Origin of the sequence: Maribacter sp., from assembly GCA_020629415.1 — a bacterium.
GTDB classification, from domain to species: domain Bacteria; phylum Bacteroidota; class Bacteroidia; order Flavobacteriales; family Flavobacteriaceae; genus Maribacter; species Maribacter huludaoensis.
Genome location: JAHDDL010000056.1, coordinates 1 through 19,342 on the forward strand (window position 1 = coordinate 1; position 19,342 = coordinate 19,342).

The 19,342-nt window shown below is 32.9% G+C and carries 17 protein-coding genes and 1 pseudogene; 10 read left to right on the forward strand and 8 right to left on the reverse strand.

The window, feature by feature from the left end:
* Positions 1–337: 337 nt before the first annotated feature.
* The 4 genes from QZ657_RS15950 to QZ657_RS15965 all read right to left on the reverse strand — a co-directional run bounded on the left by QZ657_RS15950 (position 338) and on the right by QZ657_RS15965 (position 6,548).
* Positions 338–1,711, reverse strand: coding sequence for a lipopolysaccharide biosynthesis protein (locus QZ657_RS15950; RefSeq protein WP_291962581.1), 1,374 nt, complete (start codon positions 1,709–1,711; stop codon positions 338–340).
* 71 nt (positions 1,712–1,782) lie between these two features.
* Positions 1,783–4,083 (reverse strand): GumC family protein, encoded by a 2,301-nt coding sequence (locus QZ657_RS15955; protein ID WP_291962579.1) that lies wholly within the window; start codon positions 4,081–4,083, stop codon positions 1,783–1,785.
* A 63-nt stretch (positions 4,084–4,146) separates the two neighbouring features.
* The gene (locus QZ657_RS15960; RefSeq protein WP_291968072.1) at positions 4,147–5,490 is read right to left on the reverse strand and encodes an exopolysaccharide biosynthesis polyprenyl glycosylphosphotransferase; all 1,344 of its coding nucleotides are present in this window, start codon (positions 5,488–5,490) and stop codon (positions 4,147–4,149) included.
* Between the two features lie 578 nt (positions 5,491–6,068).
* Positions 6,069–6,548 carry a UpxY family transcription antiterminator gene (locus tag QZ657_RS15965; RefSeq protein ID WP_291968073.1) on the reverse strand — a complete coding sequence of 160 codons (480 nt, stop codon included), beginning with the start codon at positions 6,546–6,548 and terminating at the stop codon, positions 6,069–6,071.
* 245 nt (positions 6,549–6,793) lie between these two features.
* On the opposite strand from QZ657_RS15965, the gene QZ657_RS15970 reads away from it, so the two are divergent.
* The 4 genes and pseudogenes from QZ657_RS15970 to QZ657_RS17240 all read left to right on the forward strand — a co-directional run.
* Positions 6,794–7,063, forward strand: a complete 270-nt coding sequence (locus QZ657_RS15970; RefSeq protein ID WP_291968074.1) for a hypothetical protein — start codon at positions 6,794–6,796, stop codon at positions 7,061–7,063.
* Between the two features lie 179 nt (positions 7,064–7,242).
* Positions 7,243–7,431 (forward strand): type IX secretion system membrane protein PorP/SprF, encoded by a 189-nt coding sequence (locus QZ657_RS15975; RefSeq protein ID WP_291968075.1) that lies wholly within the window; start codon positions 7,243–7,245, stop codon positions 7,429–7,431.
* 2 nt (positions 7,432–7,433) lie between these two features.
* Positions 7,434–7,637, forward strand: a complete 204-nt coding sequence (locus QZ657_RS15980) for a type IX secretion system membrane protein PorP/SprF (protein ID WP_291968076.1) — start codon at positions 7,434–7,436, stop codon at positions 7,635–7,637.
* 98 nt (positions 7,638–7,735) lie between these two features.
* A pseudogene (locus QZ657_RS17240) lies at positions 7,736–7,957 on the forward strand (type IX secretion system membrane protein PorP/SprF); the annotation flags it as partial.
* Positions 7,958–7,991: 34 nt separating this feature from the next.
* On the opposite strand, the gene QZ657_RS15985 reads toward QZ657_RS17240, so the two are convergent.
* Genes QZ657_RS15985 through QZ657_RS16000 form a run of 4 tightly spaced genes read right to left on the reverse strand, consistent with a single transcriptional unit; the run spans position 7,992 to position 14,422 of the window.
* Positions 7,992–9,710, reverse strand: coding sequence for a hypothetical protein (locus tag QZ657_RS15985; RefSeq protein WP_291968077.1), 1,719 nt, complete (start codon positions 9,708–9,710; stop codon positions 7,992–7,994).
* Positions 9,711–9,717: 7 nt separating this feature from the next.
* Entirely contained in the window at positions 9,718–10,938 is a 1,221-nt protein-coding gene (locus QZ657_RS15990; RefSeq protein WP_291968078.1) for a DUF4249 domain-containing protein, read from the reverse strand.
* Complete coding sequence (locus tag QZ657_RS15995) at positions 10,938–13,715, reverse strand: TonB-dependent receptor (RefSeq protein ID WP_291968079.1); 2,778 nt, start codon at positions 13,713–13,715, stop codon at positions 10,938–10,940. The genes QZ657_RS15990 and QZ657_RS15995 overlap by 1 nt, the downstream gene beginning before the upstream one ends.
* A complete protein-coding gene (locus QZ657_RS16000; RefSeq protein WP_276471446.1) occupies positions 13,712–14,422 on the reverse strand; it encodes a hypothetical protein in 711 nt (236 codons plus the stop codon). Before QZ657_RS16000 ends, QZ657_RS15995 begins: the two co-directional genes overlap by 4 nt.
* Positions 14,423–14,968: 546 nt before the next feature.
* Between QZ657_RS16000 and QZ657_RS16005 the strand changes: the two genes are divergently transcribed.
* The 6 genes from QZ657_RS16005 to QZ657_RS16030 all read left to right on the forward strand — a co-directional run bounded on the left by QZ657_RS16005 (position 14,969) and on the right by QZ657_RS16030 (position 18,915).
* Complete coding sequence (locus QZ657_RS16005; protein WP_291968080.1) at positions 14,969–15,343, forward strand: hypothetical protein; 375 nt, start codon at positions 14,969–14,971, stop codon at positions 15,341–15,343.
* A gap of 87 nt (positions 15,344–15,430) precedes the next feature.
* Positions 15,431–16,591 carry a hypothetical protein gene (locus QZ657_RS16010; RefSeq protein ID WP_291968081.1) on the forward strand — a complete coding sequence of 387 codons (1,161 nt, stop codon included), beginning with the start codon at positions 15,431–15,433 and terminating at the stop codon, positions 16,589–16,591.
* A gap of 48 nt (positions 16,592–16,639) precedes the next feature.
* Positions 16,640–17,218: a hypothetical protein gene (locus tag QZ657_RS16015; RefSeq protein WP_291968082.1), complete on the forward strand. Its 579-nt coding sequence runs from the start codon at positions 16,640–16,642 to the stop codon at positions 17,216–17,218.
* 504 nt (positions 17,219–17,722) lie between these two features.
* Complete coding sequence (locus tag QZ657_RS16020) at positions 17,723–17,998, forward strand: hypothetical protein (protein WP_291963718.1); 276 nt, start codon at positions 17,723–17,725, stop codon at positions 17,996–17,998.
* Between the two features lie 249 nt (positions 17,999–18,247).
* A complete protein-coding gene (locus tag QZ657_RS16025; protein WP_291968083.1) occupies positions 18,248–18,385 on the forward strand; it encodes a hypothetical protein in 138 nt (45 codons plus the stop codon).
* Between the two features lie 11 nt (positions 18,386–18,396).
* On the forward strand, positions 18,397–18,915 hold the full coding sequence (locus QZ657_RS16030; protein WP_291968084.1) for a hypothetical protein: 519 nt from the start codon (positions 18,397–18,399) through the stop codon (positions 18,913–18,915).
* The last annotated feature ends 427 nt before the right edge of the window (positions 18,916–19,342 follow it).

Here is a 19,342-nt window from a genome sequence, read left to right on the forward strand (position 1 = left end):
TATTTCATAGAAAAAAGTTTCGTAAGGTCTTTCAAAACCAAAGGTTATGGGCTTGTTTTCTATAAGTGTGGCTATCAAGGGTAGAAACCTATACATGAACATAGAAAGGTAAATACAAAACACAAATGGATATAAACGTATAAACCTTTCATTAAAGAAAAATAGAAATATAAAAAGTGCTATTGTGGCCATAACACAACCAAACATATTTGCCGTAGAGGGAAAAAATATCATTTCACCTATAACGGAGATGAATAGCACTAAAACTAGTAAAGTCTTAATTTGCCGTATGGTATGATTTTTTTCCTTAAACATTCTACTTTATAACTGGTGTTTATTAGTTCTTTAGTGTTTGAATTTTATGGGTTAACAACACATACAATTCCTTAAAATCTTTAATACCATTACGTACTAAATCCTTCACCGGTAGTTTTAATAATTTACAACCATGGGGCAATACAACAAACACTAGAATGACATCTAATAGGACCGCACCTATAGCTGCGCCTACAAGTCCCATATAATTGGCTAATATATAGGTAAAAAGTACGGAAGCCAATGCGCTGCCCATGCCAAACCACCCCATTAATTTAGGTTCGTTAAAGGCACGAAAAACCATTTCTGTTATATACCATATGGCATTGAACAGCATTGCCGATATCATAATATACCACATTGTTTCCGGTACTTCTAATTGGTTCTGTGTCCACATATTATAGAGCCATAAACCAAATAAGGCTAAAAATATAAAGCCTAAAAAAGAAACTAGAAAAACCCCTAGTAAGGAAATTCTAAATATTTTCTGTGCCATTTTCCAATTGCTTTTTCCAATTTGATTTTGAAGTTCCGGGAAAACAGTAGGTTCTATCATATAAAGTATTTGGTTGACCGATCTACTTAATGTACGTGTAGTATTAAAAATGGCAACAGCTTCGGCCCCTAAAACAATTCTTACCACAAAAGTTGTCCCTTGAAAATAGATAATCTGCCACATGGGCAACATTAAATAGCTTAGGCCTTTTGTAGTAATGGATTTTAGTACAACCTTATCTTTTACACCAACATAAGTTTTATGTAAACCTAGTACGCGCTTGCCTTTTAGACTATAGAAAATAATGAAGATTATGGTTACCAATAGCTGCGAAGTTGCAAATACCACAATGCCATACCCCAATAATAGTACCAACAAACCTAATGCTATGGAAGCAGCGGACTTTGTAGTAATTAAGTTTATGCTTAGTGCGGCTCTCTGTGCCGCTCTAAAGTAGGCTTCGAACAATTGTAAGTAAAACATTAATAGCTGAGCCATTATCATGATGGATACTGCAATAATTGCGTCGGTACCATCTATTAAAGACTTGTCAAATACCTTAAAATAATTAAGAACAACGATAACTATTGCACTAATTGCCATAGCTACAAGTATCATTATAGTTATAATATATAATCCTGTCCTTCCAATGTCTGCAGCTTTCTGCTTATTGCCAGAAGTATATGTTAAAACAAAACTATTTCCTGCTGCAGAACCGAAACCTAAGTTAGAAAAAGCCATGACACTTGGTATAATTGTAAGCGTAAGCCACTCACCATAATAGGCGGCGCCCCATGCGGTAATAAAAAACGGGACAAGAAACAATTGTTCAAGTACGCGTACAACTTTCTGAAATATAGAAGCTATACCATTACTTAACAAACGCTTTTTTAAGCTCATGAATTATTTTTGATCTAATAGGGATAGATAATACTATTAAATACCCATATTAATTAAAAAGAAGTTTTACTCTAAATTTTATTGCTATAGCCGTATGATTCCGTTTCTGGTGTATGGTTCAATAATACCATGGTATTATTGAGTTTCCGATTAAGATAGATACTTTCAATTTTGCTCAAATCTTCTTTTTTGGTAACATCTTTTCGTACCACATAAATGGTACTGTCTACATACCTATTAAGCGCAAAAGCATCCGATATGAGTCCTATAGGTGGGGTGTCTATTATAATTTTATCAAATTGTTTTTTTAGTACTTCCATTAAAAGATCATTCCGGTCATTTAACAATAAGCGCCCAACAAAAGTATTGGACATTCCGGGACCAATTAAATACAGGTCGTCAATTGTTGGATGTTTCTGAATAATTTGACTTACATCCATTCCCTTCTTAATTATAAAATCAGATAGACCTGGTGAGTTTGGCAAATTAAAGTCGTTCATGAGTTGAGGCTCGCGTAAATCAAATGCCAGTAATGCAACTTTATGACCGTTAGATGCCATAGTTACCGCTAAATTTGAAGCAATAAAAGTTTTTCCCTCTCCTTTAATTGTAGATGTAACCAAAATAGTCTGGTTCTTATCTTTCTTTTTTAAATAGTCTAAGTTGAAGGTCAGTAACCTAAAAAGTTCTACGGCCGGTGATGTTGAGCTTTCATAGGTTGAAAAATCCTGCTTACCGTCCGTTTCTGAAATCTCACCTAAATAAGGGGCGCTTAATACATCGGTAATATCACTTGGTTTAGAAACTTTATTATTTAAAGAATCTTTGATGAAGATTATGGAAACGGGCACAAAAAAACCAAACAGTAAACCTGTTAAATACAGTATTTTTTTATTTGGACTAATTGGAAATTTACTGGCTTTTGGGAAACTGACAATTCTGGTAGACGAAACCGGTGTAGCAAGCGACAATACTTCTTCTTCCCTTTTCTGCAAAAGATATAGATAAAGACCTTCTTTGGTGCCTTTATCCCTACTGATATCCAATAATTTTTTCTCCATGGCCGGTACCCTTGCCAACTGGGCATCAAATCTATTGGCATTTGCCTGTAAGTTACCTTTTGCAATAGAAAGCCCGTTTTTAGCACTTAGTACGTTTTGTAATATAGATTGACGCAAGTTTACTAGGTTGGCATCTAGGCTAATGAGCATGGGGTTAGAGGTAACGGCAGATTGCGATAGACGTTGTCGCTCCAATAATATTTCGTTGTATTTACTTATTTGGTTTGTTAAAGTGGGATCATTAATTGAAAAACCGCCACCTATAGAATTTTCAATAGATGTATTAAGCAACGTTTGTTCTATTTGTGTCAAGATATTAATTTGACTTTGATAGTTTGCTACTTTCTCTTTATAATCATTTGCCTGTTTTATGTATTCATCCGCATTACTTGAAACATCTGTGACTACATTTTGTGTTTTAAAATCTACTACCGATTTTTCAACATCTTGAATTTCACCAACCAAAAGGTTTAGCCTATTATCAATCATTTTGATGGTGTTTTCGGCTAATTCATTTTCATATTTGATTGTTTTATCAATGTAGGTTTCAATTAATTTGGTTAGAATATCTTCACCTTTGTCCGTATGTGTTGAAATGTAGGTAAGGTTTAAAAGACTACCTGTCTTATTGGCGGGTACCACGTTAAAATTGCGGAGGTAACCAGAAGTAGTATCATCTTTATCCTTTATTTTAAAATAGAGCGGTAATTGATTGTCATTATTTGTAGAATCTAATTTTGATGTTATGGTAAAAGTACCGTACGGTAAGTCAATTAATTCACCAAAAGCATGCTCGGATACTAGTTCCTCTTTGTTATAAACTGCTCGTAACTCATAATTGATGCTATCAAGTAGTTTTATATATATAGGTTGATTATATATTAGATTATCTGAAGTTTCATCTGCAATTACCTTAATAGGCACATTTTTTCCGTATATCTCTATATCTCGTATGGTGCCCTCATGATAATATTCAATGTTAAAAGAATTATTGGTAATAACATTTTCCATAATCCCGGTAGAACTTAGAATACCTATCTCATCATCTATACTTTGCGAAGTTTTAATAAGCCCAATGTTATTAAAATTATCAACATCTCTGATCCCATTACCATTATTGGTATTGTTGATCAATATTTTACCTTGTATTTCATAGTTGTTAACTGCAAAATAACGTAAGTAGAGAAAAGCGAGTAATAACCCGGTGATAATGCAGATTAAAAATAATTTCCAATGACTTACATATTTGTAAATCGTTGAACGAAAATCATTTTCATCATTTAGTTGCGTTTGGTAATTGGTATCCTTCATTATATTTTACTAGCTTAACTTTATGTCCCTTATGAAGATAATAAATAGTTTTTCTTGGTAAGATTAATACGCCTTTTTATCATTAAAGAAAATATTGGTAACAGTACGTATTATTATTTGAACATCAAATAAAATGGACCATTTCTCCATATAAAAAATATCGTACCGTACCCTATTTACAATGTCTGACTTGTGTATAATTTCGCCTCTATACCCTTTAACTTGGGCAAGGCCTGTAATGCCCGGTTTTAAGAAATGACGTACTAGATATTTTTCTACAGAAGTTTCATATTGCTTGGTATGTACTTCCATATGCGGTCTTGGACCCACAATGCTCATATCTCCTTTAAGTACGTTAAAAAACTGGGGTAGTTCATCAATACTGGTCTTCCTTAAAATTCTACCTAGTTTGGTAATACGCATGTCATGCTTTGTGGCCATTTTAGTGTCACTATCGGCGTTTTTTGCCATGGACCTAAATTTGTAGCACCAAAAGGTATTCTTGTTGACCCCATGTCTCTTTTGTTTAAAGAACAATGGTCCTTTAGAATCTAGTTTCATTAAAATGTAAACCAACGGTGTTAGCCATGACAACACAAAAATGATGGCAAATAAAGAAAATAGAATATCAAAAATTCGTTTGATTAGATTGGAGTATTCCAAATCTAATGGCGATGCCCTTAAGTTTAATACGGGCACGGAGTCATACAGTTCTATGGACATGGCCCTGGAAAACAACTCTTTATTATCCGGTATAATTTTAATTTTCTTTAAACTGTTGTCCGCAATGTTCATAAGGTGTTTGATCTCATCTTTACTTAGACGAGACGCCAGGCAGTAAACTTCTTCCACATTGTTCTTAAATATATAGTTGTAGCTACTTTCTATAGTGCCTAAATAGGTAGGGCTGGTAGAGGGCGTATTATCAAAATAGCCCATGTATTTATACCCATATTCCGGAATATCAAAAATGCGTCTTATTTTCTTGAGGTTTTTATCTCTACCTATGACCACCGCCCTGGTAGAAACATATTGCTTACGGCGAATAAAATTTCTGCTCCAGTAAAAGAGAATTCTAAATAGAATAAACAGTACACAGATAATAAAATAAACGAACAGCAAATATATGCCTGTATAAGCATGGACTAGGAAGGCAAAAGAGCTAAAATATATTAATCCGTATAATAGGATCAATGTTAAAAAGCTTTTAAGATTAACCCTAAAGCTCTCTCTACGCGCAGTAGGATAAAAGTCTATACTATAGGTGACTATAAACCAAGAAATATTATAATATAGAATGCTAAATATATTAATATAGGTTACCGGTGTAAAAATATATAGGACAATATTAATTATTAATATATGTGCTATAAACGATAAGGGTATGACAAAAAATGATTTTTTCATTACACTTTTTTGTTACGGTTTGGTCATGTTAAATTAGAGAATTCAATGATTTAAAAACCTTTTATATTATAGGTTTTTGTTTAACAGTTAAGTGTCCGGAAACTACTAACCCTATAAGTTTTTTAAGAAGTACGGAGCGGTTTATTTTTAAAATTTAGCGTAGCGCTCCGCGCGGTCAGCCACATAATTACGGTCTAACACAAGGTGAAAAGTTATGAAAACAGAGCCCACCCAGAACTCTTTAAAAATTTACGGGGGAGGGAATTTACTTAAACAAACATAGGAAGCTATTTCCTACATTCCAAAATTTAATGTTAACGAATCAATAAATTATGAATAACCTAATTTAATGTAAAATTAAAGTGGTTATTTATAGAAATGGGTACCTGTAATTATTACCTTCTAATATGAATTGCCAAATTATAAGGAGATTAATGACGGATAATCTTACAATGGCGGTAATTTCTATTGAAATCGGTAAGAATGAGTAGCTAAAAAAGGTGTTTTAAGTAAAATGTTCAGCAATTATGCAAAGTAAAATGCAGGCTATTAATGAGAATTTATTTCTAGGAGCTTATTTAGGCAAGATCTTTGATCTTCATATTTAGAATTACACCCATACCTTCTAAAATTAATCTGACCCTTGTTTTTCCTATTTCAATAATCTGTGCTTTCTTATCCTTTAAGGCACCATATTTAATAGCTACCTTATCGCCAGATTCTAGCTTGGTCAAACTATAATTTTCAACGGTGTCGTCAGTCAACCATTTTTTTAAGGTTTCCATTTCAATATCTCGTACAACGGCCGGTTTTCCTAACCAGTACAAATACCGTACAACTCCTGGTACATCAAAAACACGTTGTCTTTCCCCTTCAGATATGTTTATGAATACATAAGACTTAAATAAAGGTGCTTCAATAGTTTTTTTTCTATCGCTCCATTGTTTTACTTCTTTGATCATGGGGCAATATACTTCTACCTGAAGCACAGATAACCTTTGGGCTACCTTCTTTTCATTTTTAGGCTTAACATAAAGTACGTACCAATTTTTGGTCATAGGGTGTAAAAGTAGATTACGTAATAAGGTAACACTCTTTTTAGTTTTCTAGTATTTAGGGGTGCCTTAAAATGTGAATATCATAAGTATTTTTTTAATCGATGCGCTTAAGAGATTGCTATTCTGCCATTTGAACATTTTATCGTTAGTATTGAAAAAAATTTTATTGTAAGAAAAAGATTACTTATATTATACTATTATCAGGTTTAGGTCGTTTTATACTAAACCCAAAATCTTATCGCCTTATGTTTTTTAATCTATTTAAATTCGGTTCCAAACAAGAGAATACACAAGTTATTTCAGAAAATTCAGTCTCTATTGAATTAAATTCTCTATTGTCTAATTTAACGATCAGTAGCAGCAAAAAGCAGAAAATTTCAAAAGATGAGGTTTCTGTAAAAGAGAAAACTTCTACCGTGGTTTCTTCATTGGAAAAGCAAATAGAGGAAAATCAAATTATATACGCTAAAATTATGCAAGAGCGTATGATGAGAACTCGTAGAAAGCTAGTGTAATCTTTACCTATAAATAATCGTTATTTTTCTTTTTCTGAAAGGAATTTGGCATTTGTTAAAAAACAAAATTTTTCATCCTCTTTTTAAATCCTTATGGACCAGTACCAGTAAATATTGGTATTGTACGCTATTGTTTACAATAGTCAAAATTTTACTGGATTTTTGATCCCGACTTTTGAATGCTGCTTTTAAAAAAAACTCTTGAAATAGGCCCTTCTTCTGAAACATATATAGGTGGTAATTATGCGCATCAATTGGTTGTTAATCGTAAAGGAGATAAGCTAGCACTTGGTTTAAAAGCTGGGGTTCGTTTTTTAAATATAGATTGGAGTAAAGGCCTGTACAGAGATGAAGGAGATATTTTTTAAATGTGAACATCAACGGAAAGCTGTTACCGTCTATTGGTGCAGGTGTATTTTATTGTGCCAGAAATGCATATATAGGTTTATCTACACCTAATATTTTTCCCAATACCCACTATGATGAAATACAGAAAGCCGAAGCGGTGGAACGTGTCCATTTATTTTTAATTGGTGGTTATGCTTTCGATTTAAATCCGTTTTTAAAGTTCTAGCCTTTATTTTTTGTATAGCATGTTGCAGGTGCACCACTTTCAGCAGATGTTTCCGCTAATTTTTTTAATGAAAGAAAAGTTGACCCTTTGGTGTTAATTATAGATGGGACGACAGTGTAAGTGCGTTTTTTGGTTTACAGATAACACCGCAGTTAAATATGGGTTACGCCTATGATTTTTCTACGACCCAATTAACGGTGTATAATTCTGGAACGCACAAAATCTTTTTAAGCTTCATGCTCAAATCTAGGGATAGAATAATTAAGTCGCCTAGATTCTTTAGTTTGACTCATCTACCATATGCAGGAACCATAAACTAGTATCCTTAGCATGACAGATAAGTTCAATATTTGTTTATTCTACATTGAATCTTTTTGTTACTTGTATTGGTACGCCCGTACTACTAATACCCTGTATGCTTATTTCATAATCTCCGGTAATATCAGAAGTATAGAAGTTTAGATCAAAAATATTTTCCGTTTCGGCTATTTCAGGAATCCATGCTAATTGATTACGAAAATCTGGTATATGTTTTTTTTGCTCTTTTTTGTTACCGGAATAATCCTCTCTGTAATATTTTTTAATAATTCTAAATTGATCATTTTTGAAACTTTGCGTGTTATTGTCTAAATAATTTTTATAAGAATCTCCTTCAAAGGTTCTGATGTCCATTATACCTTGAAAACTATATGAACCGTAAAGATATTGGTCTCTAGCAATTGTAATTTTCTCAATTGACTTGGAAGGAAGGTTTAAAAGTCTTTCGTGGTCATGAATATAAGCACCATCTAAAAGTACCAAAGAAGAAATACCCGAATCTAGTAATGGTAATTTGGGAATTATCTTGAAAATTGTTTTCCCTTTAGAATCTTTGCCTATTGAAACAAGTTTTAATATTTCTACAAATGTTTCTTTTAAAGTAGAGAATCTTTTGTATTCATCTAAGATATATTGGGTCCTTTCTCCACTATAGAAAGGAGGTAGTGCCTTTGTTTGAATTATAGAGTCTGGTTTACTGTCAAAATAAGCGTTTTCTATTTGATTATGAATGCTCCTTTCTACAATAAGATTCTTCATTTTTTTATTTATAAGGAATGAATTGAAATTTACTATTCCGTAGTCTATGTTTTGGTTATTCCTTATACTGATTTTTTCAAAGTTACCATTACTTGAAAACGGTCTGATATACATATCTTCATTGTTGTTTCTAGCTGATAACGGAATGTTGAAATCCCCTTTACTATTTGTACTCGCCACATGAAAAATATTATTTTCCCCAGGAAATGAAATCATCAATTTTTGAGCGGAATTTTTTTCTTGTTCTATATTGCCGGACAGAAATTCGCCTCTTGACTCTGGTAAAAAAGAATAAGATGAGGGTCTCTTGTGGTTGTTTCTGTTGGTAATTAAACTTGTGATGGTATCAATACCATTATCAAGAGTAGTTATTCTTCTTACGGATATGGAATATGTGCCGGCTAATTTTGTTCCTGGAATAGCGGTAACCTCTAAATTCACTTTTTCTCTTTGTTTATAAACATTCTTGTCAATTTTCAGGTTGATAATATTATTAGGTTTATTCTTTTTATTGGAGGTGCTATTAAAGATGTTTAATGTATCTTTTATTTGGTCATCTTTAAGAAATACATTTTGGTCCCCTAAATAAGGATTGAGAATGGTAATGTCCTGTTTGTAAAAAGTTGCCGGTCCAAAATTTCGCATCCAATTTGTATAGCCAATAAGTTTGTAATTACCAGAGGGTAAATCTGCAGGTATAAAGAACTCACTAAACCCTGTACCTTCTGTAAGTGTAAGTTTATGTTGAAATATGATTTCTTTTTCTTCGTTTATTAAATCTACATACCCCACTTTACTAAGTGTACTGTGTAATAAAGATTCTGATGATACGCAATAAAACTTGTAATAGAGATATTCTCCGGCAAAGCATAAACTTGTATTGGTATGTATATGTACAGTTTCTTCAGGTATATTATCTAAAGTAGTATTCGCCGTTTGTCCATATAACGTACTACTAGAGATAAATAAAAGGAATAAGAGAATTATATATTTCATTTTCTTGTTATTCTTCCCAAAATTCTGGGACAATTTTACTGCTAAATCTAGTGCAATCTCCACAACCTGCTGGAGTCATCAAGAAAGGACCGAAAATATCAAAATTGAGAGGATTTGCTTCACCGTCATAAACACTGAAAAAATCTACTGCATTTGCTTCAATTAAACTAATTATGGGGGATTGGCCTGCTTCGTTAGCCAATGGGGGCGAAACAATGCTACAATCAATGATGTAATTTGGTATTTCTTCCCCGGGAAAAAGATCTTCGTAATTAAAAAACAATCGTTTTTCACTGACCGAGTTTACTTCAAAAAAACCAATAACCTTTTCGTTGTTATTTTGTTGTGAGCGAATATTGCCCTCTAAAAAGCCGGTTTGTACTTGAGAAAACAAACTTTCTGAGCTAGAGAATGTATTCAAGGTTTTATAATAGGTGTAAGCCTCTTTACTTTGTACAAACTGTTTTACCAGTATACTATACCTATGTGATAATATGTAGTTTTCACGATCAATAAACCGAACTGGGAATCTACTGACTCTATCTTCGCCTAATTCAATTGTTGATGTCTGAATGATTTTTTTGGAATTATCTGTACTATAACAAATAGCTGAAACCTCATCAGATAACCTATAATCAACGGCGGGAGTAGGTAAAGGTGATACTACATAAGCTTCAAAGCCTCTTGAAGAAAGAGGGGTTATTATTTTATAGGTTTCTTCATATTCATATAAATAGTAGTTACCACTGTTTGTAGGGTCAAAGCTGTTAAGATATATAAACACCCCTTCTTCTAAATCATCTTTAAACTCACGTACTGCAATAATTTCATCAATATTTGATTTTGCCCTAATACTACTAGGTTCCGAAATATAGGAATTTCCATTTGAGGTAGTAATACTTAAGGTGTATGATCGGTCTTGTTCAGCGGCAAATGGAATCCTAGAATTATAATTACCATTACCCACATCCTCAAAGTCAAAAGTTCTTCCTGTTTCATCTGTAATTTGAACACTTGCGCCAACTTCCACTGAAGATATTATGGTGTCTAAAGGGAACGAGCGGGATATGAGTATGTTCTGTATTTTATTTTGGTCCGTGATTCTGGCCTCTATGACAAGTGCACTTTCAAATACAGGTTTGTCTTCAAATTCAAAAGGTTCCGTACAGCTATTAAGTGCCAACAGAAATAGACCTACAAAAAGAAAACGGTAAATTATCGTATTCATTAGAATTTTAAATTATAGGTTATCGTAGGTATTGGTATGGTGAAAATTGAACTTTGTAACGGTTTTAATTCCCCATTTTCAGTAACAAAAAATACCGAGTATGGGTTGTTTCTACCTAGTGCGTTGTATACGGATATATTCCAAAAGCTATGTGCAATTTTTTTTAGTTTATGATTGCCTTCAATATTAAAACCTAGGTCAAGCCTATAGTAATCTGGAATTCTAAATGCATTACGGTCGCTATAATAGACATATTCGGCGCCGTTATAGTTGTATCTGCCAATGGGAAAGGTTACAGGTCTGCCGGTCTGGTAGACGAAGTTTGCAGAAATACTATAACGTTTGGTAAATTTATAGTTAAGTACAGCACTAAAATCATGTGGCTTATCATAATTGGTTTTGAAAAATGCTCCGCCATTTACACGTTCTTCGGCAAATTCACTGTCTAGTTTTAAGAAAGAACGGGAATAAGTGTATGATATCCAGCCATTTAATGTGCCATAATTTTTTCTGGCTAAAAATTCTACGCCATAAGACTTGCCTTCTCCTTGTAGTGTTTCCGTTTCAATGGTTTGGTTCAAAAGTAAATCTGATCCTACTTTAAAATCAAGGATATTTTCTGCAGTCTTATAATAACCTTCAAGGCTAAATTCATAAGTATTGGCATCTAAGTTTTTGAATAGGCCAATGCTATATTGATTGCCCAATTGAGGTCTGATGTTGTTGTCCGATAATTTCCAAGTGTCAATTGGTGAAATAGTGGTATTGTTAGAAAGTCTATGTATATATTGATATGTACGGTTATAACTAGCTTTAAGGGATAAGTCTTCTTTTAGTAAATAACGGGTGGCCAGTCTTACTTCTAGCCCTCCATATGTTTTGGAAAATTCACCTTTTTCGTAGTTTACGGTATCAGAACGGGTTTCATCGTTTTTAGGGGCATTTTCTTCATATATACGTTCTTGTCTTTCTCCAAATGCTGCAAAAAAGGAATATCTAAGACCAATGTCAATCAAGAATTTATTGCTTACCTTATAATTGTCAGAAAGATAAATTGCAGATTCTAATGCACGTTCTTCATTTATGTTTATGCTATTTACTTCAGAATCTTCGTTTAATGGATCAAGGTAACCTGGTTGCGTTCTGTAGAATTTTGCCATGATGCCATAATCGAATTTATGTTTTTGACTGTGCAGGTATTTCATGCGCAACTTGTACTCTGTTTCGTTTATATTAAAACCTTGGTCAAAATCATTGTTAGAAGCACCATCATACTCAATATTAAATTGGTATTGACTATTGGCAACGGTTAATTGTGCAGTATTTTTTTCATTAAACTTATGTTCCCAGTCTATTGAAAAAAGTCGATTGTTATAGCTAAAAATTGAATCTGAAGTAATACTGAAATTGTCCTTACTGTAGTATCCCGTTGCTTTAAGTGTATTGTTTTCGTTTATAGTGTGGTTATATTTGGCAATTGCATCGTAAAAAGAAGCTTCACTATTCTTTAAAGATTCTTCGTCAAGTGAACGTAGAATCCAATTGGAATAAGTACTTCTACCCCCGATCAAAAGACCTGATTTTTCTTTAATGACGGGTATTTCCAAAGCTACATTACTAGTTACAGGACCAATTGCGGCCTCACCTGAAAATTTTTCAGTATTTGCGTTCTTTGAAGTAATATCAAAAACAGAGGATAATCTACCCCCGTATTGTGCAGGTATGCCACCGGTATAAATTTGTACGTCTTCTGTTGTAAAAGGGTTTACAGCTTGAAAAATTCCAAAAAAGTGTGATGGATTGTAAATAACGGCATGATCCAATAATATTAAATTCTGGTCTGTAGATCCACCACGAACATTAAAACCTGCGGCCCCTTCACCTGCTGTAGTAATTCCTGGCAGAGTGGTTGCTACTTTCAGCACATCTCGTTCACCCAAGATTAAAGGTATGTTCTTGGTCTCTTCTACAACAATTGATGTACTACCTGTTAATGCTTCTTCAACATTTTTATTTGCATCTGCCGCTACGACTACCTCATCTAAATATTCAATACTTTCTCTTAATGATACATTTAAGGTGCCATCACTGTAAACTATTACTCTTTTGACAGCGCTTTCAATTCCTATAGAACTGTATTTAATGAAATTCTCTCCCAATGGAATCATGAGCTCATAATAACCGTTAATATCGGTAGTAGTACCCGTTGATCTATTATTTAAGGAAATAGTAAGGTTTTGTAATGGTTGATTGGTGTTTTCATCTACTACAACACCACTAATTTTGAAATTTTCATTCTGTTGGTTTAAATTTTCTTTGCCGATACGTATTGTTTCTACTACGTTTTTAGACTGTTTGGGTTGATCAAAATAAATAGGTCTTTGCGTTCTAACAATACTTTCTTTAATTATGGTATCGCGTTTCGCTCCAAAAAATGTGCTGGGTAGTTCGTCGTAGATAAGGTTGTTTTCCGTTAGTACAATTTGAGCATTGGAATACTGAAAATAGTTAATGGTTGTGCCAGTTAGAATATTTTCTAAAATTTCTTCTAATTTTTTATTGCTGGCAACATAATTTACTCTTTTATCTTCTAACCATTTTTTTTTATAATAAAAATGAATGCCCGTTTCTTTTTCCAGAACATTAAAAACCTCTTGCATACCAACATCGGCAAATTCAACCGAGAAAAGTTTATTATCTTTTCTTTCCTGTCCGTTTACACATTGACCCAATGTCATGAAAATAATGAGAATGGTTATTTGTAAATATTTTCTCATTTTTCAATAGATTTTTGTAATTCTCCAAAGATTAAAATGTAGTTTTCTTTTGGATTAATTTTTACCAACCGCTTATTGTAAAGTTCATTGATTTCTTTTCTAAATTCAGGAAATACGTTAAGTAAATCACCCTTTTTATTTAAGGGATGAATCTGATTATTATATTCAAAAAAGTAACTACTATCATCAAAAAACTCATAATGAACGAATTTTGTAGAATATCTTTTAAGCTTTTCCTTTTTGTGTTTTTTAAGAAACTTTATATCGTCTGAAGACCATAAAACTTCGTGAAATCCTTTGGTAATTTTAGAGGCATTGTCGCCAATATTAATGAAGTTTTTGCCATTAAGACTGAATTCACTAAGTCTATTTCTATATAGTTTTAAAACAGGAAATTTTTTTAAATGTGAAATATCAAGTAATATATCATCAGTGTCAAGATCATACTTAAAAGGAACATTATTGTAATATTGATTTCCATAAACAATACTTCCTGTTAAAAAATCTTTGCTTTCAAAAAATTTATGGTTTTCGTTTATGGTTCTATAGTACTCTACGTACATTGTACCATTATATAATTCTGTATTCTCTAAGCCTATTGCTTGATCTATACTTTGAAGAGCGTTTTTCAAATATGCTTCTTGTGCATGTATTGCACCTGATAAAAGAAATAGTACAATAAATAAAAAGGAAATAATGCGTAGCAAATTTGGTGGTTTATTTTGGTTGACTTAAAAGTAAAAATTTTAGTGAGATAAAATAGTTTTGTAGGTAAATTATTATAGATAGTGATAAGTAAGTTAGCAATAAAAGTAGTTTTGATAAATATATGGTGGCATATATTAAGATATGATATTTTTAAGTTTATTAAACGGGATGAAATTGAATAGAGGGTTTTTAAGAAGCTAAAGCACACAGAATTTTTCAACCTAATAATGTTATCAAGTATTTGCTAATCTAAAATTATAATTATGGAAAAATATTTCATATAACATATACTGCTCTAGTAAATTCTTTCACTTATTTTGATTCATCTTTTTAAGATCCTTTATTTAACGGCAATTATTTAATTCTTCATTACTAAAAATTTATTGTTAAAACAGAAAAGTGTTTGCAGGTTAAATTATGTGTCTGCCACTTAATTTTTATCGGGTAAATAAATATTATTTATACTTAAAGAAAATATATCTATAAAAATGAGGATTATTACTACAAAAAAAACATTATTAGCAGTATTTTTTATTATTTTATTTTTGGGTTGTGAACAAGAACCTGTAAATAATATTCTTGTTAATACTGACGAAGATTTAGTAAATGATTTGGAATGTCCAACATTGAATTATGTCACTGATTTAGACATACCTGATGTAATGGGAGAGCTTACTGCTAGAGTACCTGCTGAGCAGTCCAAACGGACAACTTCAAAGATGAAATATAACAATGTAGGTATTTATCTTAAAGACATCAAAGAGGTAATAGCTGAAGGTGGCGAGAGCAGTTACTCCTTTGCACTAGAAGTTAAGGATCAACCCAATCATATTTATAATCTTATCATGCCCAAGAATTCTGGCGGCAAGTTTAAAGAACCATACATTATAGGCTATGAGCTGACCCCAGAGTATGTTTAAGCCTTTTTTGAGGGAAGTGAAGATTTTAGCAAATTTAAGGCAACCTACAAATATTATAGTTTTGATAGTTTCTTTAATGATAGCAAGTTGGGGAAAGTTGGTAAGAACGGGGACTGCGATGGCGGGTCTACTAGAGGTAGCGGAAGCCCAGACCCTATGTCAAATACCCCCGCAGGTGGTTCTTTTACCCATACCTACCAAGGGCATACGGTAACAAGTAATTTCCGGGACCGCGATATTCAGATTCCATACGGGTACAGTATTACCATAAACCCTGGTGACGGTAGCTCTTCTACAGTTGTTACCAATGCTATAACGCCGGTGGAGACCATTACGGCTGGTATTTCAGACATGGGTACCGCACCTACGGCTACATTGCCTAATTATAGTTCAGAAACAGTTACATGGACTGAAAGCCGAGTAGATTGGGGTCCAGGTCCTGATGGTGGTAGCGGTGGTAGTACGAGGACGGAATGTTCAAGGACCGTCATCACCATGGGTTCTATGCGTTTTGAGACCGGCATTTCATGTGTACAGATATCCAATCATAATAAATCCTATTCTCCGGGCATCAACAAAACCGGTGCTTGTTTAGATACCTCTGGGGTTACGGCGATCAACACGGCGGCCAAGCCCATACAGAAATTACACGGATATATTGGGCTGAATGCCAATGAAATTGAGTATTTTAACAGGGATGATACCAATAGAGCTAAAGCAAGGCAGATAAACCGGTTTTTGATTGGTCAGAACTTCAGCCTACAGTCCATAGAATTGGCGAAAGAAGTAGTAAACTATATTTTAGAGGAAAACAGTGAATATCCAAGTTGTCAAAGTTTTGAATTTAGCACAGTTGTTGGCAACGATGGCTGGAAAGCTGCTGGTGTTTCTGGGGTATGGGATGTTGCTTGGAAGTTTGGTAAATGCCCAGGTTTGGCGATGGCAAGCTTCTCTGAGCCTGTATATTTTCAATTACCTGGCTATTATAATTATGAAATAGCGGCATCTACCTCTGCTCTTCTGCTCTGGACAGCCTTTGAAAACTGGGGAGCCTGGTATCGAAGAACATATGCGGTAGATTGTGTAAGCGATTGGAACCCTTTGATTAGGGAACAGTTGATGATCGAAATGAAGGAAGCTTTTGAAGAAATAGGAGGGCGGGTAGATAGAGTCCCACCGCCGGGGTTCAACGGTATTATAACTCAATATAAGGAAGCCGGCGTATCAGGAAATTTCTTTTGTAATTGATTAAAAGTATCGTACTGTATGTTGAAATTTAAAATCATATTGTTATTAATGGCATTACAACAAAGTTCAGAGATAAACGAATACTCATTGGGAGATGATTTTAGAAAGTATTATAGTCAAAAGGTTCTTTCGTTAAATGATCCCTTAACTAGTATTGAATACGGTGTGGCTGGGGGATATAATTATTTATATATAGCAGATGATGCAACATATAGTTTTTTAAATAGAGTAATTAAAAAGGTCGCATTTAAGGTAAAGGAAAATATAATAATCGAACTCATGATATTTATTGATACCGACGATGTAAATGAATTCTACTTTGAGTTAACAAAGAAGTTTGGAAAACCTAACATTGCCAGAATATCCAGCACATATCTTGAACGTTATGGATATAGACATCCTGCTAAATCAAATATCGGTCTAAATGTTCTTCATAATAATGTACCAGAACCTAAAGTCAGTGATTTTCAATATCTGAATGGTGTCTCTTGGTTCGATTTTAATAATAAACTGGATAAAACAAAATTTGAAACGTCAATGCACGTAAGAAATGAGACTACAGGTAGTCAAGACAATAAGTATCTTAATACTATGATAATAAGATTTAAACTTTATAATTTTAGATAAAACAGGCATGGAATAAAATATAATGTCTTAGTAAATAAAAAAAATAACAAGTCTATCCTTATGCAAATTAATATAATTTACAAATTTTTAATTTTGTGCAACATTTATTAAATTCTAATTAGGGTTTAGAATTTAATTATTACTTTAATAAGCATGAATTAGCAACCGTACTTGCAACTTATACGCAAAAAAGCAGCTTCAATCATTCCTTTAGTTATTTCAAAGAAACGGTAAAAAATGGTTTGACACATTTCAAATGTATTTAAGAAATTTTATATATCAACATTCTATTTGTTAATGCAGTACCTAGTTCTTTGAATATATAATTAATCTTATATTAGAAAATAAGGTAAGAACGATGAAAAATTCAATTTATATTCTTTGTGCCAGTCTAATGGTTTTTGGGTGTTCAACTCAATCGAAAATAGGCGATTTGTCGAATTTAAACGATGCGAACTACATTTTTTCCAGGATTTATCCCGAAAAACCAATTTATAAGGAATTATGCATCTCACCATATTTAAGTATTCGGATTCTAAAATAACCCCTGAAAACTTCTCCGAAGGTACTGAGGAGTTTTTAGATAGCTATATCATTTCCATTACTCCAGACGGTGATTATTATACTTCAAGTAAATTATCTAAAATAGAGGGTCTTTTCAACCCAAAAATATTAAAAATTGAAGAGAAAAAATATCCGATTTTCAGTTTGAGAATAGAATTCGGACCGTATAACGAACGTATTGTCAAGGAATTTAATTTGGATGGAATTGTTGAATGATACACTTATAACTGATAGGGTTCAATTCCCTGTAGCCTGCCAAAAATTTAGATAATATCAAGTTGTTTTGTCGATAAGAGGTTCTTAGTTTAGAATATATAAACTTTTTAAGTTAATTTGTGTGCTTCCCCTTTTTAGGACACCTATAATGCCTATATTTTCTGTATGTAATTTTCAAGAAATTAGGGATGCAATAACCTTTTAATTTGTTTTACAACCGTTCATGCGCATGTCCACTTAGGTGACGTTATGTTTGGAGACTCTTTTTGGGGAGAATTACATATGTCAAGTGGTAATGAGGAAGATGAAGCTGGAATAGTTTTTGAAAAGGCGATATTTGGAGAAACAGTTTGGAGAACAAACGCAAGTATAATTCTAAACAAATAAAATTGATTCTTATGAAAAAAAACAGATGTATTTGGTTCTTTATTATAGTAGGGCAATTGATTTTTGCACAAAAGAAGGAGTGTCAAGAGATTGAATTCTATAAAAAGGCAATAGCTTATACTTTGGATGATGTAAAGGATTCTTTAGTTATTAAGGTTAATAATATACCCAGCTTAACATTTATAAGAGATTGGAAGAAGCAGGGTTTCATTAATAGTAAAGAAAAGAGAAAAATAGAACTCGCATTTGAAAAAAAATCTGATAGCAGTGTATGTAATGAAATAAAAACGTTAATACTAGAACTTAATTCCTCACAAAAAGTTTCAAAGGGGAACTATTATATAAAATACCTTTTTTCAAAACCCGTAGTTATCTCAAAAACAAGGGCTGTGATGTTTAGGGAAAGTATATTAAAAAATAAAATTTATCCGTCTGGAGGTAAGGCTGTAGGTTGTAATATGGGAATTTTCTTTTCGAATAGTTCTGGGATATGGCAAGTCGATGAAAAAATATGTTTAGAGATGTATTAGAGGAGGTAAACCTGAAGATTGGTCAAATTAAAACTATGCGTACCATCAAATTATATAACAAATTAATTCAAACTTTTTTTGACGGTTATAACTTTTGATGGGTTTGAAAGGGTAGATTAAGGTAAAACAATTAAAATGAAAATGAATTTGAGATAAAAGTTGAGATATGGGTATATAAGGTATCATTTGTTGATATTATATACTTTGTTTTCTAAAGAAGAATTACCTTGTAATAGTGATTAAGGGGGTGAACAGAGTTACTTAGGTTGTTCAAATTTTATATAAAATTGACGAGTCATCTCCGATAGTTCTAAAGCGTAAAATCTAATTGGTAGATATCTAATATAAAAAAAAGCTCTCAATTTCTTGAGAGCTTTTTGCGGTCTGGACGGGACTCGAACCCGCGACCCCCTGCGTGACAGGCAGG

Excerpts from the sequence above, each read along its gene's own strand:
- QZ657_RS15950 (WP_291962581.1), bottom strand. The coding sequence starts at position 1,711 with ATGAGCTTAAAAAAGCGTTTGTTAAGTAATGGTATAGCTTCTATATTT.
- QZ657_RS15955 (WP_291962579.1), bottom strand. The coding sequence starts at position 4,083 with ATGAAGGATACCAATTACCAAACGCAACTAAATGATGAAAATGATTTT.
- QZ657_RS15960 (WP_291968072.1), bottom strand. The coding sequence starts at position 5,490 with ATGAAAAAATCATTTTTTGTCATACCCTTATCGTTTATAGCACATATA.
- QZ657_RS15965 (WP_291968073.1), bottom strand. The coding sequence starts at position 6,548 with ATGACCAAAAATTGGTACGTACTTTATGTTAAGCCTAAAAATGAAAAG.
- QZ657_RS15970 (WP_291968074.1), top strand. The coding sequence starts at position 6,794 with ATGTTTTTTAATCTATTTAAATTCGGTTCCAAACAAGAGAATACACAA.
- QZ657_RS15975 (WP_291968075.1), top strand. The coding sequence starts at position 7,243 with ATGCTGCTTTTAAAAAAAACTCTTGAAATAGGCCCTTCTTCTGAAACA.
- QZ657_RS15985 (WP_291968077.1), bottom strand. The coding sequence starts at position 9,710 with ATGAAATATATAATTCTCTTATTCCTTTTATTTATCTCTAGTAGTACG.
- QZ657_RS15990 (WP_291968078.1), bottom strand. The coding sequence starts at position 10,938 with ATGAATACGATAATTTACCGTTTTCTTTTTGTAGGTCTATTTCTGTTG.
- QZ657_RS15995 (WP_291968079.1), bottom strand. The coding sequence starts at position 13,715 with ATGAGAAAATATTTACAAATAACCATTCTCATTATTTTCATGACATTG.
- QZ657_RS16015 (WP_291968082.1), top strand. The coding sequence starts at position 16,640 with ATGGCATTACAACAAAGTTCAGAGATAAACGAATACTCATTGGGAGAT.
- QZ657_RS16020 (WP_291963718.1), top strand. The coding sequence starts at position 17,723 with ATGCATCTCACCATATTTAAGTATTCGGATTCTAAAATAACCCCTGAA.
- QZ657_RS16025 (WP_291968083.1), top strand. The coding sequence starts at position 18,248 with ATGTTTGGAGACTCTTTTTGGGGAGAATTACATATGTCAAGTGGTAAT.
- QZ657_RS16030 (WP_291968084.1), top strand. The coding sequence starts at position 18,397 with ATGAAAAAAAACAGATGTATTTGGTTCTTTATTATAGTAGGGCAATTG.